The 15,001-nt window shown below is 68.2% G+C and carries 10 protein-coding genes; 9 read left to right on the forward strand and 1 reads right to left on the reverse strand.

The genetic code is table 11. The features are described 5' to 3' along the window. On the forward strand, positions 1–687 hold a 687-nt coding region (locus GKO32_RS15650; RefSeq protein ID WP_208024417.1), incomplete at its 5' end, for a hypothetical protein. Positions 688–733: 46 nt separating this feature from the next. Here the strand turns inward: GKO32_RS15650 and eccCa are convergent. Continuing rightward, the gene (eccCa, locus tag GKO32_RS15655; RefSeq protein WP_154757607.1) at positions 734–4,717 is read right to left on the reverse strand and encodes a type VII secretion protein EccCa; all 3,984 of its coding nucleotides are present in this window, start codon (positions 4,715–4,717) and stop codon (positions 734–736) included. 138 nt (positions 4,718–4,855) lie between these two features. On the opposite strand from eccCa, the gene eccD reads away from it, so the two are divergent. The 8 genes from eccD (at position 4,856) to GKO32_RS15690 (ending at position 14,996) form a co-directional block, all read left to right on the forward strand. Next, on the forward strand, positions 4,856–6,256 hold the full coding sequence (gene eccD, locus GKO32_RS15660; protein WP_154757608.1) for a type VII secretion integral membrane protein EccD: 1,401 nt from the start codon (positions 4,856–4,858) through the stop codon (positions 6,254–6,256). Then, the gene (gene eccB / locus GKO32_RS15665; RefSeq protein ID WP_154757609.1) at positions 6,256–7,674 is read left to right on the forward strand and encodes a type VII secretion protein EccB; all 1,419 of its coding nucleotides are present in this window, start codon (positions 6,256–6,258) and stop codon (positions 7,672–7,674) included. Before eccD ends, eccB begins: the two co-directional genes overlap by 1 nt. Positions 7,675–7,772: 98 nt before the next feature. After that, a complete protein-coding gene (locus tag GKO32_RS15670; RefSeq protein WP_154757610.1) occupies positions 7,773–8,057 on the forward strand; it encodes a hypothetical protein in 285 nt (94 codons plus the stop codon). 42 nt (positions 8,058–8,099) lie between these two features. Beyond that, on the forward strand, positions 8,100–8,396 hold the full coding sequence (locus tag GKO32_RS15675; protein WP_154757611.1) for a WXG100 family type VII secretion target: 297 nt from the start codon (positions 8,100–8,102) through the stop codon (positions 8,394–8,396). A gap of 113 nt (positions 8,397–8,509) precedes the next feature. Next, positions 8,510–9,508, forward strand: a complete 999-nt coding sequence (locus GKO32_RS15680) for a WXG100 family type VII secretion target (RefSeq protein ID WP_154757612.1) — start codon at positions 8,510–8,512, stop codon at positions 9,506–9,508. A gap of 129 nt (positions 9,509–9,637) precedes the next feature. After that, a complete protein-coding gene (locus GKO32_RS15685) occupies positions 9,638–12,586 on the forward strand; it encodes a hypothetical protein (protein ID WP_154757613.1) in 2,949 nt (982 codons plus the stop codon). 3 nt (positions 12,587–12,589) lie between these two features. Further along, positions 12,590–14,557 carry a WXG100 family type VII secretion target gene (locus GKO32_RS38005; protein WP_166459574.1) on the forward strand — a complete coding sequence of 656 codons (1,968 nt, stop codon included), beginning with the start codon at positions 12,590–12,592 and terminating at the stop codon, positions 14,555–14,557. Then, complete coding sequence (locus tag GKO32_RS15690) at positions 14,550–14,996, forward strand: YbaB/EbfC family nucleoid-associated protein (protein ID WP_166459575.1); 447 nt, start codon at positions 14,550–14,552, stop codon at positions 14,994–14,996. The genes GKO32_RS38005 and GKO32_RS15690 overlap by 8 nt, the downstream gene beginning before the upstream one ends. The last annotated feature ends 5 nt before the right edge of the window (positions 14,997–15,001 follow it).

The following is a 15,001-nucleotide window of genomic DNA, read 5'->3' on the forward strand; positions in this document are numbered from 1 at the left end:
CCCCACGGCTGGTCGGGTGCCGTTGTCGGGCGCCGGTCGGAGTCCGGGATGATCTTTCCGCATTCAGCTCGGTGGAAGGGATTTTTTATGGCTACGCCTGGGTTTGCGGCTCATTTGCTTGATGAGGAAGGGGGGGTTCGGTGGATTGAGGCGCTTACCGATGAGGATCCTCATCATTTGGTGCATGTGGTTCGTGGGCTTGAGCCTGCTGAGGCGCTGGTTGCGTTGGGGGCCAAGGAAAAGCTTATTCGCGTTTGGGAGCTTTCCGAGGATGGGCCTGGTGAGGGGACGTTGCTGGCTGGGCGTGTTGGGGAGTGGACCTTCGTCTACGACAACCAGGCGGCCACTTGGGATGAGGACTCGACGACCGCTCTGTCCGCCGACGGGCGGACCGCGGCGACGAGCATGTACAGCATCAACGCCGACGTCAGCCTTACCTACGCTGTGGATGGGAAGGTCGTTTCCTGGGTCAACCGTGACGACCTTGACCTTGAGGCGGACCTGCCCGGCATGCCCGCCGAACTGCGGTCCGCGTTCGAGGCGGCCGGTAACGTCGAACAAGAAGACTTCGAACCCGGTGAGGCCGACTTCGACATCTGCATGCGGGCCATCTGTGCGCTCGCCGGCCTGTACTGCACCATCGACGACATCCGCCGGCTCCCGCTCCTGGTGACGCCGATCGGCTGAGCCGGCACCGGACGCCGCCCCGCACGGGGCGGCGTCCAGCGTGCTGTCACTCCTGCTTTTGTACCGCGCCGGGCACGATCGGGGTCTGCACCAGCCGGACATTGCGCCTGCGGTTGACGAACTGCGCCCGGCCGGGCGGCAGGAGCCGCGGTTTCAAGGTGCCGAGGAACGTACCGGCATCCTTGGGGCAGGAGAACAACAGCGCCGGCGCACCGAGATCCCACATGCGCCGCATCGCCGAGTTCATCATCGCCCGCGACGCGCCCTGCGTGCTGCGCGCCATGATCAAGTGCAACCCGATGTCCGCACCCTGCGCGAGCAACGGCGTGAGCGGGGCCAGCGGATCCATCCCGCCTTCGGCCAGCTCGTAGTCGTCGATCAGGATGAACAACCGGCCACCCGTCCACCAGTCACGTTTGCGCAACCGGTCGGGCGTGATCTCCGGGCCGGGCACCCGTGAGGACAACAGCTCCGCGGCCTCCTTGACGGCCTCCTTGAGCCCATCCGCGGCGACCGTGTAGTTGATCTGGTGATCCTGCGGAACGGTGTCGTGCAACTCGCGCCGGAAGTCCGCGAACATCACCCGGCCCTGCTCCGGGGTGTAGTGCGTGGCGATCGACTTTGCGATGTGCCGCAACACGTTCGTCTTCCCGGTCTCCGTGTCACCGAAGATGATCAGGTGCGGGTTGGAGTCGAAATCCAGCCACTGCACCGAAAGTTCGACATCCTCGACGCCCAGCGCCATCCGCATGTCCGCGCTCGGCGACGGGGAGGTCGGCGGCGGCAGCTGCGCCGCGTGCAGCTCCTGCGGGAGCAGCCGCACCTTCGGCGCCGCCGGCGCCGAGGGCAACGCCAGCGACTCGGACAACTCCATGGTCGCGTCGGCCAGATCATCGGTATCGGTGCTGCCGTCGATCCGCGGCAGCGCACTCAGGAAGTGCAGCTTGTCCGGCGTGATCCCCCGGCCAGGCAGCGCCGGCACCTTCGCCGCCAGCCTGCTGTTGATCTCCGAGTCGATCGGGTCACCGAGCCGCAGCTCGAACCGGGTACCGAGCACGTCCCTCAGCCACGGCCGCATCTCCGACCACCGGCTGTTGGCGATGACCAGGTGAATACCGAACGACAGACCACGGGCGGCCAGCTCGTGGAACCGTTCCTCCAGCTCGTCGAAATCCTGCCGGACCGTGTACCACCCGTCCACCACGAGGAACACGTCACCGTAGGGGTCGAGGTCGGCGAAGTTCCCGGCCTTGCGGGCCCGCCGGTAGGTGGCCATCGAGTCGATGTTGTGCTCGGCGAACAGCGCCTCCCGCCGGGCCATCAGGTTCGTCACCTCCAGCACCGTCCGGGTCACCCGGTCCCGGTCGAGCCGGTTCGCGACGCTGCCGACATGCGGCAGTTTCGCCAGCGACGAGAGGGTGCCACCGAAGTCGAGGCAATAGAACTGCACCTCGGCCGCGCTGTGGGTGAGCGCCAGCGATGTGATCAAGGTGCGCAGCATGGTGCTCTTGCCACTCTGCGGGCCGCCGACCAGGCCCACATTTCCCTTGCTACCCGACAGATCCGCGATCAACGGTTCGCGGCGCTGCTGGGCGGGCACGTCGATCAGGCCGACCGGCACCGTCAGCGTGCCGGTGCCCAGATCGCCGACCGGGCGCGGACCGAGCTCGGCGTCGTCCACCAGCGGCGGCAGCAACTGGTCCAAAGTGGACGGTTCCTTGAGCGGCGGCAGCCATACCTGGTAGGCGCGCGGGCCGATGTCACGAAGCCGCTCGAGGAGAATGTCGATCATGGTGGGGATCGGCTCCGAATCGTTCACCGGCACCTCCTCCGGTTCCGGCTCCGGCTGCCGTGGCGGCGCCACATAGGACGTGCCGAACGGCACCAGGTGCTGGTTGACCAGACCACCGCGCGGGGTCTTGCGCGGACCGCGGTAGGGTGCCGAGGAGTACGCGCCCTTGAACCGGATCAGCGTCTGGGTGTCCGGCCGCAGATACCCGTTGCCGGGGCTCTTGGGCAGTTCATACGCGTCCGGCACGCCGAGCACGCTGCGGCTTTCCATCGCGGAGAAGGTACGCAGACCGATCCGGTAGGACAGGTGGGTCTCCACCTTGTGGATGCGGCCCTCGTCGAGCCGCTGCGAAGCAAGCAGCAGGTGCACCCCGAGGCTGCGGCCCAGCCGGCCGATCATGGCGAACACGTCGATGAACTCCGGTTTGCTGGAGAGCATCTCGGAGAACTCGTCGATGACGATGAACAACGCGGGCATCGGTTCGAGTGGCACGCCCTGCTGGCGCGCGGCCTCGTAATCACGCCGGGACGCGTAGTTTCCCGCCGCCCGCAAGTGTTCCTGGCGCCGGTTCATCTCACCGGTCAGCGCGTCCTGCATCCGGTCGACCAGCTCGAGTTCGTCCGCCAGGTTGGTGATCACCGCCGAGGTGTGCGGCAGCATGTCGAACCCGAGGAACGCCGCGCCACCCTTGAAGTCGACGAGAATGAAGTTGAGCTCCTCGGACGTGTGGGTGGTGGCCATCGCCACCACGAGGGTGCGCAGCAGTTCGCTCTTACCGGACCCGGTGGCGCCCACGCACATCCCGTGCGGGCCCATGCCTTCCTCGGCGGATTCCTTGATGTCCAGCTCGATCGGCGTGCCGTTCGACGCGATCCCGATCGGGACCCGCAACCGCCGCCGCGCGCTCATCCGCTCGCGCCGGTACTTCACGGGGTCGAACGTGCGGACGTCGCCGAGACCCAGCATCACGGCGAGGTCGTAGTCGGTGGCCAACGGCTCGTCGTTGTCCGCGGCCTCCCCGACCCGGTATCGGGCCATGGTCCTGGCCAATCCCGACGCCGCGCGTTCGCTGAGCTGATCGGGTTTGCACAGCGACTTCGTCTGCGGCTTGCCGAGCCGGTCGAACGTGACGGTGCTGATCTCGTCCTCTTCGACGTTGAGGTACAGCGCGTTCTGCCTGCCCTGCCACGGAAGCGATCCGGAGACGTCGATGATCACCGCGTTGCGGTAACCCTCTTCGCCGACCCGGTGCTCCGGCGGCACCGTCACCCCGTCCAGCACGAGCAGCACGAACGGTTCCGACGAGGTCACCGGTGCTTCCGGCTCGAAGCCCGGCCGGCCGGTGAACGCCTCGCCGCCGAGCAGGTTCTCGACATCGGGGACGCCGTCGGTGAACAGCCGCCGCGCGCCGGCGGCGTCACGGGATTCGAGATCCTGTGCGTGCGGCAGCCACTTGATCCAGTCCCAGTGTCCTTCGGTGGTCTCGTTCGCGCACACCGCGATCCGGAGATCACCGGGCGCGTGTGCGGTGGCGGCCTGGCCGAGCATGGCTCGCACCAGCGCGCGGATGGTGTCGGGGTCGCCTTGGAACTGGATCTGCGCGAAGCCGCGAAGGTAGACCGCGATCGGCGCGTCCGGCAGCGAGGTGTAGGCCTGGAGGAACCGGCGAAGTGCATGCGCCGCAAGGGGTTCGAGGTCCTCGATGGGCTTGGTGTCGGGCGGGATCAGCTTCGTCGAGGCGCGCTGCGTGCCCAGCCCGATCCGGACCTCGCCGAAGTCCTCGTGCGCGGGCCGCCGTTCCCACAGCCGGTAGGACAGCGCCATCGACCACAGCGACCCCGGGTCGGGATGCAGCCAGCGGCCCGCCTTCTGCTGCCCGCCGAGCGCGCCGCGGATCGTCTTGCGCAGCTGGGTCAGGTACCGCAGGTAGTCACGCCGGTCACCGTGCAGCTTTTCCCGGTGGTTCAACGAGTTCCGCAGGAACTGGGAGAGGATCATGCCGATCGACGAGACGAGCATCAGACCGCCGCCGATGTAGGCGAGCGCCCCGGAGCCGGGCCGGATGAAGATCATCACCATGGCCAGCGAGCTCAGGCTCATCGGCGCGAGCACCAGCACGGAACCGACCCCGCCCGGGGTGTGTTCCGGGACTGATGGCGGCTCCTGCATGGGCATCTCGCCGTCCGGGGCGGACGGCCCGAACCGCCGCGCCCGCCGGCTGAACAACACCGTGCTCATCTGCGTGCTCTCCCTTGCCGAGTGGTTTCCCGAGAAGCGCCCGTTGACCGCCGCCGAAGGGGCATGACAGGGCCGGGTGACCGCTACCGTCTTGTCGTCTCCGGGTTCTAGCCCTGGCAGGAAGGACCGGACAACCAAATGGAAGAGCGCACACAGCATCGCACAAACGCGCCGGGACGGCTACGTTTCGCTCTGGGGGAACAGAGTGTGGACGTGGCGGTTCCCGTCGAGGTTCCGCTTGGCGATCTGCTGCCCGCCGTGATGGCCCAGTTCGGTGGCGACACCATCGAACAAGGCGCCGAACACGAGGGATGGGTCGTGCAGCGGCTCGGTGAACCGCCGCTGGACGAAGACCGCACGTCGAGCGAGCTGAACCTGATGGACGGCGAGACGCTGTATCTGCGTCCGCGCGCCGCCCAGCTCGCGCCGATCGACTACGACGATCTCGTCGACGGGGTCGGCGAGCAGATCAGGAACCACCCCAACGCCTGGGCCCCGGAGCGGACCAGGTGGATGCTGCAACTCGGCAGCGGAGCGGCGCTGCTCATCGGACTGGTGCTGCTGGTGACCGGCGGTGAGCCGGGCCTGCGAGCCGCCGTGGCCGGTGCCACCGCGGTCCTCCTGCTCGCGGGCGCGGCCGTGGCGGCGCGGGCGATCGTCAAACCCGTGGCCGCGACGGTGCTGGCCGGCGCGGCGGCCGGATATGCCGCCGTCGCCACCGGAGTGGGGGTCGGCGCGCTGGCGCCGCTGGCGTCCTGGCAGGTGGAGTGGGCCGCCGGAGCGGTGGGGGCGCTGCTCGCGCTGGCCGCCGGAGTCGCCGTGGTGGCCGATTCGGCGTTGCTGTTCGCCGGTGCGCTGACTGCGGTGCTGCTGCTGACGGTTCCGCTCGTCATCGGCGCCACCACGACGCTGGCCTCGTCACACGCGGCGGCGATCGGGATCGCGGTCACGCTGATCGCCGGCCTGTTCATCCCCGGCGTCGCGTTCCGGCTCAGCGGGCTGACGCTGCCCATGCTGCCGACGAACGCGGACGAACTGAAGGAGGACACCGACCCGGTTCCGTACCAGGTCGTGGTCGACCGCGGAAAAGTGACCATGGGCTATCTCACGGCACTGCAGATCGGGGCCGGGCTGGCACAGTCGGTCCTGTTCGTGCTTTTCCTGCCCGCCACCGGACTGCTCGCCTCGATCCTCAACGCGGTCGTCTCGCTGCTGATGTTCATGCGGGCGAAGCACATCGCCGGTGCGGTGACCCGGTGGGCGGTGCTGGTCCCGGCCGCGGTCGGTGTGCTGACCCTGGTCCTGCGCCTGGGAATGGCGGAGGAGGAAGTCACTTTCCGCCTGCTGTGGCTGTGGTTCCCGGTGATCGTGGTCGCGGTGGCGCTGCTGTTGCTCAGTGAACGGTTGCCGGGCAACCGGTTGCGGCCGTACTGGGGCCGGGCCGCGGACATCTTCGAGTCACTGACCGCGGTGTCCGTGCTGCCGCTGCTGCTCGGCGTGTTGAACGTGTACTCCTACATTCGCGGAGTGATCGGCTGATGCAGTCACGGCGAGATCAGGTCCAGGCCTACTTCTTCGTGGTGGGCAGGCTGTTCTCAGCCTTGATCCACGGCAAGCCCGATATTCTCGAGCCGCCCACCCGGCGGTTCACCACCGGGGTCACCCTCGGTGCGATGGCAGCCGTGCTGCTGGTCGGCATCTTCGCCCTCATCGGAATTCTCAAGCCCGGCGGCGGCACCCAGGCGTGGCGCAGCCCCGGGACGGTGATCGTCGACAAGGACACCGGGGCCCGTTTCCTTTTCCTGGACGGGAAACTGCGGCCGGTGCTGAACTTCAGCTCGGCCAAGCTCGCGGCGAGCGCCGGTGGCGGCGGCCGGGGAAGCGCGCCCGTGCAACAGGTTTCGGCGAACGCGCTCACCGGTGTCCCGGTCGGCACCCCGATCGGCATCCCGGGCGCCCCGGACGGTATCCCGCAGCCGGACCGGCTCGACAAGGGCGCCTGGACGACCTGTGTCGCGTCGGCGAACCCGCAAACCGTGACGCTGCTGCTCGGCCAGCAGCCCGGGGCGCCGATGACCGAGGCGCAGGGACTTCTGGTGTCCACATCGGACGGTGCGAAGTACTTGCTGTGGCAGGGAAATCGCTACCGGCTCACCAATGCCACCGCCACCGCGGCGCTCGGCTTCAACGGCATCACCCCGATCGCGGTACCGGCGAACTGGCTCAACCCGATCCCGTCCGGCCGGGACATCACCCTGCCGGCGATCGGCGGAACCGGCTCGCGGGGGCCCACCATCGGCGGGAATCGCAGCGTCGTCGGGCAGATCTACGAGGTGCGCAATCCGGCGCTGGGCACCGACCAGGTGTTCGTGGTCCGGCCGGACGGTCTGGCGCCGCTCAACCGCACGACCGAGGCGCTGCTGCTGGCCTCGCCGGGCACCAAAGCCGCGTATCCCGGCACCGATGTCGCGCCGATCGCGTTGGCACCAGGTGCGCTGGCCGGGGTACCGACGTCGGCGAACACCGCGGATCTGGCCGGATATCCCTCGCCGTTGCCGTCGCTGCTCAACGGTTCGCTGCCACCGGATACGCAGCCGTGCGTCCGGTACGACCTGGCGGGCAACAAGGCGGCCGCGTTCCTCACCATGCCGACCCCGGCGGTGAACGCGCTGGCCGCGAAGACGGGCCAGCATGTCGCGGGAACCACGGTGGACCAGGTGGCGATTCCGGCGGGCAGCGGCGTACTCGCCCGTGATCTGCCCACTCCCGGGGCGAATCCGGGGACCGAATTCCTCGTCACCGACTTCGGCGTGAAATTCCCGCTGGCGGCGGGAGCGTCCGCAGCACTCGGTTATGGGGCGGGGTCGGCGGTCGACGTGCCCAACCGGCTGCTCGCGCTGCTGCCCACCGGACCCGTGCTGAGCTCCACCGCTGCTCTTGCCGAGGGAACCCCCTAGGAGTCCGGCCTCGCTGCCCATCGCGGCCTCGCGGCGGACTCTTCCTTGATTTCATGTAATAGGACCGGACAACGGAAATCGACTTACAGGAGGCGAAAATGGCTGGGCCAACGCAGATTGATATCCACGCGTTCGAGCAGATCGTTCAGCAGCACACCCAGGTTCAGGAATACATCAAGCAGCAGCAGACGCAGGTCTCGAGCGAGGTCGAGAACGCCGCCTCGCAGAACAGCGGCGCGATGATCCAGTCCCTGGTCCAGGTCCACGAAGAGTGGGACCAGAAGATGACCGACGTCAACAACAACCTGCAGCAGATGATCGACGCGATGAAGACCACCCTCAGCAAGCTGCAGGCGCAGGACAGCCAGAACGTCATCCGCTAGTCCTGCCCTTATCCCCGAACCATCGAGCCAAAGGAGCGAAGAATGGCCGCCGACGGAATCATCCGTTACAACCACGAAGCCATCGCCGAGACCGTGCAGCAGATGCTGCAGCTCAACCAGCAGATCAACCAGCAGATGGAGGATCTGGAGAAGCAGGTCCGCGCGAACAAGGAACAGTACCTCGGTGCCAGCTCGGAGCACTACGAGCAGAACGCGGCGACGATCTCGCAGGACCTCAACTCCAGCACCGAGCGGCTGCAGCAGGTTTCGCAGGCCGTGCAGCAGGGTTCCGACGACCTGTCCGACCAGGACAACCAGCTGGCGAACCTGTTCCAGTAACAGGTTGCGGGTGCGGAGAAGAGGCGAACGCCGGCTCGGCACAGACGTGCGAAACACGTGACGAGCCGGCGTTACCAATTCGTGAACGGCCTGCCTGAGGAAGGACACCGAGAATGAGCGATCAGACGAAGATCGACCCGCAGGAACTTCGAGATGCCGCGAAGCGAATCGGCGACATCATGAACGACGACGTCATGTCGGTGTTCAAGGCCCTGGACGGCGACGGGTCCGAGACCACCGGTCAGTTCCCGACGGGGCAATGGCTCCAGCAGCGGGTCGCGGACCGCATCTCCGCCATCCAGCAGCAGGCCCAAATCCTCAAGACGGCGTTCACCGATATCTGCACCGGCCTCACCACCGTCGCCGACGACCTGGAGAACACCGACGGCGACAACGCCGCGAAACTCAAGGGCGACATCACGATGATGGAGGGGCACATCAAGACCGACTCCTCCCAGGTCGGGCAGCAGGTACAGGCCTACGGCAATTCGCCCTACGGGCAGCAGCCGGCCTACACCTCGAACAACCCCAATGACCCGTACGGCTATGGGCAGAACACCCCGGCCGGGCAGTACACGCCTGAGGGCCAGCAGACGCCTGGTTTGCAGTCGCGGATACCGGCGGACCAGCTCTACAACAACCCGCAGGGGAAGCTCCCGCGGTATCAGGAAGAGCCGTCCTACCCCATGCAGCCGCGGATCCAGTCGCCGTACCCCACGCAGCAGCCGGAAGAGCCGTCCTACCCCATGCAGCCGCGGATCCAGTCGCCGTACCCCACGCAAGAGCCGTACTACCCGACGCAGCAGCAGTATCCGGGGAACGTGAATCCCGGGGAAGTGCCCTACGAGCAGCAGCAGCCATATGTCTATGGCCAGCAGACGCCGTACCAGCAGCAACCGAATACCTATGGTGAGCCGACGCCGTACGGCCAGCAGCAGGAGTCGCCGTACGACCAGGGCAAGTTCAGCCTGGAACAGCCGACGGACACCCAGCAACAGCAGCAGGAATACACGCCGCTGCGCCCGTTGCACAAGACCATTCCGGTCACCCCGGGCGATCAGTACGGCTATCCCGGTTCGCCTGGTGAGCAGGAATACCAGCAGAACCAGTAGCCGGCAGCCCTGCCAGGCAACAGTAGACAGCACAAAAGACCGCTCGGTCCGGACGCGCACTCTCCTCCGCACAGCGCCCCGGGTCGCCGACTCGGACGTCGAGGGAACACAGGTTGAGGACCCGGGAAAATGGCTGAACCAATCTCGTCGCAAATGGCAGGTCAGGACAACACGCCGCCACCGTCCTTCGACCCGTCCCAATACCAGGACCTGACGTCCATCTACACGGCGGCCGCGGACCTCACGCACAACGACAGTGGTGAGCAGGCCGACGGGTGGAGCCAACCCGCACAGCGGTGGCTCTACCAAGAGGAAAAGATGAAGGCCGCGATCGACAAGCTCGGCGAGGTCAACGAAGCCTTCCAAAAGGAATACGGCAAGCTCAAGGGCGAGTTCTCCGGCGAGGCCGGCGACGCGTTCCAGGAGCTCGCCAGCAAGATCTACAGCCAAAGCGAAGATGTCTACAACACGATGAGCACCCAGGATTACTCCGGGACTATCGGGTCTATCGGCGAAACCATCAAGAGCTTCTCCAACAACTGGTGGAACGGGGTGAAACAGGCCCAGGATGCGGAGGAGGGCGTCAAGATGGCCTACACCGTCGTCCTCGCGCAGTCGGCCATGAGCGTGGGCGATGTCCAGCAGTTCGTCCAGTCCGAGAATCAGGCTGAACACCAAGTGGAGAGCAATCTGCTGCAGGCTTTGCAGAAGCTTTTCGGGAATTTGCGGGACGTTTTCGAGCAGTTGGGTGACCGTCTTTCACCGCTGCATGTCGAGCCGCCACTCGGCCAGGTGCAGCAGGCCTATACCTCCACGCCGCCGGGCTACCAGCAGGGTCAGCAAACACCGGGCTACCAGCAGGGGCAGCTCACACCGGGCTACCAGCCGGGTCAGCTCACTCCCGCCAGCCCGACCGAGAGCACTGAAAAGCCCGCGTTCACGTCCAACGGTGCGCCGACCACCGGCGGGAACGAGCAGGCCCAGCAGCAGGCGCAGCAGCAGCAAGAACAGCAGCAGGCCCAGCAACAGCAGCAGGCCCAGCAACAGCAGCAGGCCCAGCAACAGCAACAGGCCCAGCAACAGCAACAGGCCCAGCAACAGCAACAGCAGCAACAACAGCAGCAGGAGCAGCAGCGCCAGCAAGGTCTTGCCGACGCGCAGAATGCCGCCAACCAGGCCATCGCCGGTCTGCAGAACCCCGGTGGTCTCGGCGACACCGGCGTTCCCGGTTCCACGCCGGGCACGGTCGGGAAGCGGCAGCCGCTGGCGAACGACCCGGGCCAGGTCGGCGGGAACAGCCCGGGGGGCCTCGCCAGCACCAACCCGAACGGTCAGGCAGGCGACCCCACCGGTCAGCAGGCCGCACAACAACAGCAGCAGGAGCAGCAGCGCCAGCAAGGTCTCGCCGACGCGCAGAATGCCGCCAACCAGGCCATCGCCGGCCTGCAGAACCCGAGCGGTCTCGGCAACCTAGGCGGCGACCCCACCGGTGCTCCGGCCGGTCAACCGAGCCCGGCCCGGCAGAAGGCGCTGGACAGCGCCAAGGGGGCCGCGGACAAGGCCATCGACCAGTTGAAGAAGCCGGGCGACAGTCCGGACCGCACGAAGGCACTGGACGATGCGAAGAAGGCGGCCGACGACGCGATCAAGGGCCTGAAGAGCGCCGACCCCAACGCGCTCGGCGGCCTGACCGGCAACACGCCGGCCACGATGTCCTCCGACCCGGGCCAGTCGCCGACTCCCGGCGAGGCCGGCAAGACCCCGGCGACCATGTCGTCGGATCCGGGCCAGGCCAATGCGCAGTCGCCGGACACGCAGCAGGCGTTGCAGGACGCGAAGAACGCGGCAAACCAGGCGATCGCCGGTCTGCAGGACCCCAGTGGCCTCGGTGCCACGGCCGGCGAGAACGGGCACACTCCGAGCACGCACTCCGGCGACCCGACCGGCACACCTTCGGACGGGACACAGCAGGCGTTGCAGGACGCGAAGAACGCGGCCAACGGCGCCATCGCCGGCCTGCAGAACCCGGGTGGTCTCGGTGACCCCAACGGGCTGGGCGGGCACAGCCCCAGCAACGTTTCCGGTCACACCGGTTCGCCCGCCGACGATGGCACACAGCAGGCGTTGCAGGACGCCAAGAACGCGGCCAACGACGCGATCAAGGGCCTGCAGAACCCGAGTGGTCTCGGCGACCCCGGCGGCCACGGCGGACAGGACGGCTCGCTGTCCCACTCGCCGGACGCGCAGCAGGCAGCCGGTTCCCCGCACAGCCCCGGCCACACCGGTGCCCAGTCACCCGACACCCAGGGAGCCTTGCAGGACGCGAAGAACGCCGCGAACCAGGCGATCGACTCCCTCAAGGACCCGTCGTCCCTTTCGGACTTCCTCGGCGGGCAGGACCAGGCTCACGGCGGCGACGGTCACCAGCCGGTCGACCCGGAGGCGAGCAAGGCCGCGCACGATGCCGAGTCTGCTGTCGACAAGGCCATCGAAAACCTGCCTGGCTACAACGGAAACGACGCCTACGCCAAGGCCCTGCACGAGGCCAAGGAAGCGGCCGACAAGGCGATCGAGAACATCCCCGAGTTCGGTGGTGCGAGTGACCCGAGCGTCAACCTCGACCCCCGCCCGGTGCACACCATGAGTCCCGGCCCGGAACTGGGCGGCCACAGCGGTGGCGGTGGCGGCGGTGGTCTCGGCGGCGGTGGCGGTATCGGGAACATCGGTGGTGGGCACGGCGGCGGCGGCGAGGCGGCCTCGCTCGCCGGTGCGCAGCCTGGTGGCCCGGTGCACGACGCGAGGCTGGACACCGACGTCGCGCAGAACGAGGGGCTCACCCGGCCCACCGACGCCGGCCAGCTCCGTCCGGCGGCCCCCGGCGAGCCGGCCGTGTCCGCCGGGCAACAGGCAGGTGGCGGTATGCCGATGATGCCGCCGGGTGGCATGGGCGGCATGGGTGGCATGGGCCAGCAGCAGAAGCGCGAGCGCGAGCCGAACACCTGGCTGCAGGCCGACGGTGGCGCCTGGTCGGACCAGCGCGAAGACGAGGAACCGCCGTCAGTGCTGGGACGAGCCTGACCGATGGTTACCGTGCTCGGACGCGGCGGCGAGGCAACGCCCCCGCCGCCGCAACCCCCACCGGACCTGCCCAACCTGGACCAGGTCCTCACCATCGTGGGCGCGGACAGTCCGGAGCGCTGGTATCAGCAGGCAAGCAAGTTCGATCAGGTGAACCAGCGGGTCGGCGACGTGTCCGATCAGTTCCGCCGCGAGTTCAAGAACTTCGGCGAGCTGTGGCACGGAAACGCGGCCGGCGCCTACGGCGGGCAGGCCGACCGGCTGGCCGGCCTTGTCGACCAGCTGCAGCAGAACCCGGACTACGGCGGCCTTTTGCGGCGTGCCGGTGACGCGCTTTCGATGGCGCAGCAACGCCTGGGTGACCTGCAGGCCCAGCGCGCGGGCGGTGGCGATCCGGCGTTGCTCGACCAGCAGGCACGGCAGATCCTCAACGATCTCGCCACCGCATACGGCGATATCGGGCAGTGGATCGGCCAGGGCATCACGGCCGATGAGGTCACCAGTGCCACCAACACGCCGCCGCCCCCGTATGCCGGCGCCGAGCAGGAACAGCAGGGCGGCGGAGGAGCCGCCCAGGGCGGCGGGCACGGAGGCGGCGCGACTGGGCACGGCACCCACGATCCGGCTGCCGGGATGGGGCCGATGTTCGTGGTCGGCGCGACCGGTCAGCAGCTCGGTGCGACCGGGCAACCGGGTGCTCCCGGGCCGGCGGGCGTGCTGGGCCGGACGGGCACGACCGGGACGACGACACAGATCGGCAGGCACCCGGGGGTAGGCAGGCACTCGGGCGAGGTGCAGCTGACCGGTGACGGAAGGCTGACCGGCGCCGAAGCCGGGCCACTGGGCGTTTCGAGCGCGACAGGCGGGCAGGAGAGGCCGATGGGCGCACATCGACGCAAGGACGACGACTGCGAAACGGACGAGCAGCCCGCAGGCTGGCTGCCGGGAAACGACGGCGCCGCCACGTCCGCGCTCGGCCGGCCCGCGCCACGCCGTCAGGCCCCGAAGTCCGACGAACAGGGTCACCTCGAGCACAAGCGGTCGAAGAAACCCCAGGAGCACGAGGAAAAGAAGAAGGACAACACGGAGCAGGCGGAGGACCAGACCACGCCGGAAGCGCAGGAGTCGCCGGCCATTCCGGTCACCTCCAGCGCCCCGGCGCCTGCCGCACACCACTCGGCTCCGCTCACGGCACAGGCGACGCCGGTTTCGCATACGGTCGTTCCCGGGCACCACGGGCCCGCACCGCTCGCGGCGCAGGCCGCCCCGGTGCCCCCGAGCACGATGGCCGGCGGGGTGACGCCACCTGCCCCTGCCGGGCCGGAAATGACGCCCGCCGCGCAGCTTTCCCCGGCCCATCCGGTGCCGCCGGGGCCTGGTCCCGCCGGGCCTCCGCCGGTTCCGAATACGGGTCCCGCTGGGCACTCCCCAGTCCCGCATATGCCGCCGGGCATGGGCCCCGCCGGGGCGTCGCCGGCTCCGCATATGCCCCCGCCGGGACCCGGTCCTTCGGGTCCGCACCTGGCGCAAGGGCCTGGTCCCTCGGCTCCGCATCTGCCCTCGTCGCCTGGCCCCACCGGGCACGAGGCCGTCACCCCGGTGGCGCCGAGGCCAGGGCCGACCACCCCGCCGGTGCACAACCTCGCCGGGCTGTCGGCCTCCTCCACGGAAGGCACGGTCGCGCCGGTCAACCGCGCGAATCCGGAAACCCATGCCGGGCAGGCGCCGGCCCCGCACGGCATGTCCGGGCAGGGGATGCCGATGACACCGATGTCCGGTGCGCGCGGCATGCCGGAGCGGACCAATCCGGCCCATGACCCGTCGGGCTCGTTGCACGCGGACCCTGACGCGTGGGGTGGCGGAGACATCCCGCAGGCGGTCCTCGGCCGCCCGCGCCCCGCGCCGTTGCCACCACCGCAGCCGCCCGAGCCCGGCCCGGACAACAAAACCGAAGGAGAAAACGATGGCTGACTGGGAATCCATGGCCGAGGCCACCGAGACGGCGATGCAGGCACTGGAGAAGGAACAGCAGAAGCTGACCGAGCTCCAGCAGAAAATGGACGCCGACAGCACCACCGTCCGCGCCAAGGACCGGTCGCTGTCGATGACCTTCGACGGTCGCGGTGAACTGACCGGAATGCAGTTCCATGGCACGAAATTCCGGTCGATGGCCCCGGGGCAGCTGGCTCACCTGATCGTCGAAACCGTGCAGTCCGGCCGTGCGCAGGCGATCGAGAAGCTGAGCGCCGGCATGGACCTCGGGCTTTCCGGTGTGAGTTTCGCCGATCTGGCCAGCGGAAAGGCGAACCCCGAGCAAATCCTCGAGTCCCTGATGGGCCCGTTCGCCGGTGAACTGGGTGGCGCCTTCGACGAAATCACCGGCAGTCGGCCGAAGAACAAGGACAAGTAGGGGGT

The sequence above is a fragment of the Amycolatopsis pithecellobii genome, from assembly GCF_009707865.1.
GTDB lineage: Bacteria > Actinomycetota > Actinomycetes > Mycobacteriales > Pseudonocardiaceae > Amycolatopsis_E > Amycolatopsis_E pithecellobii.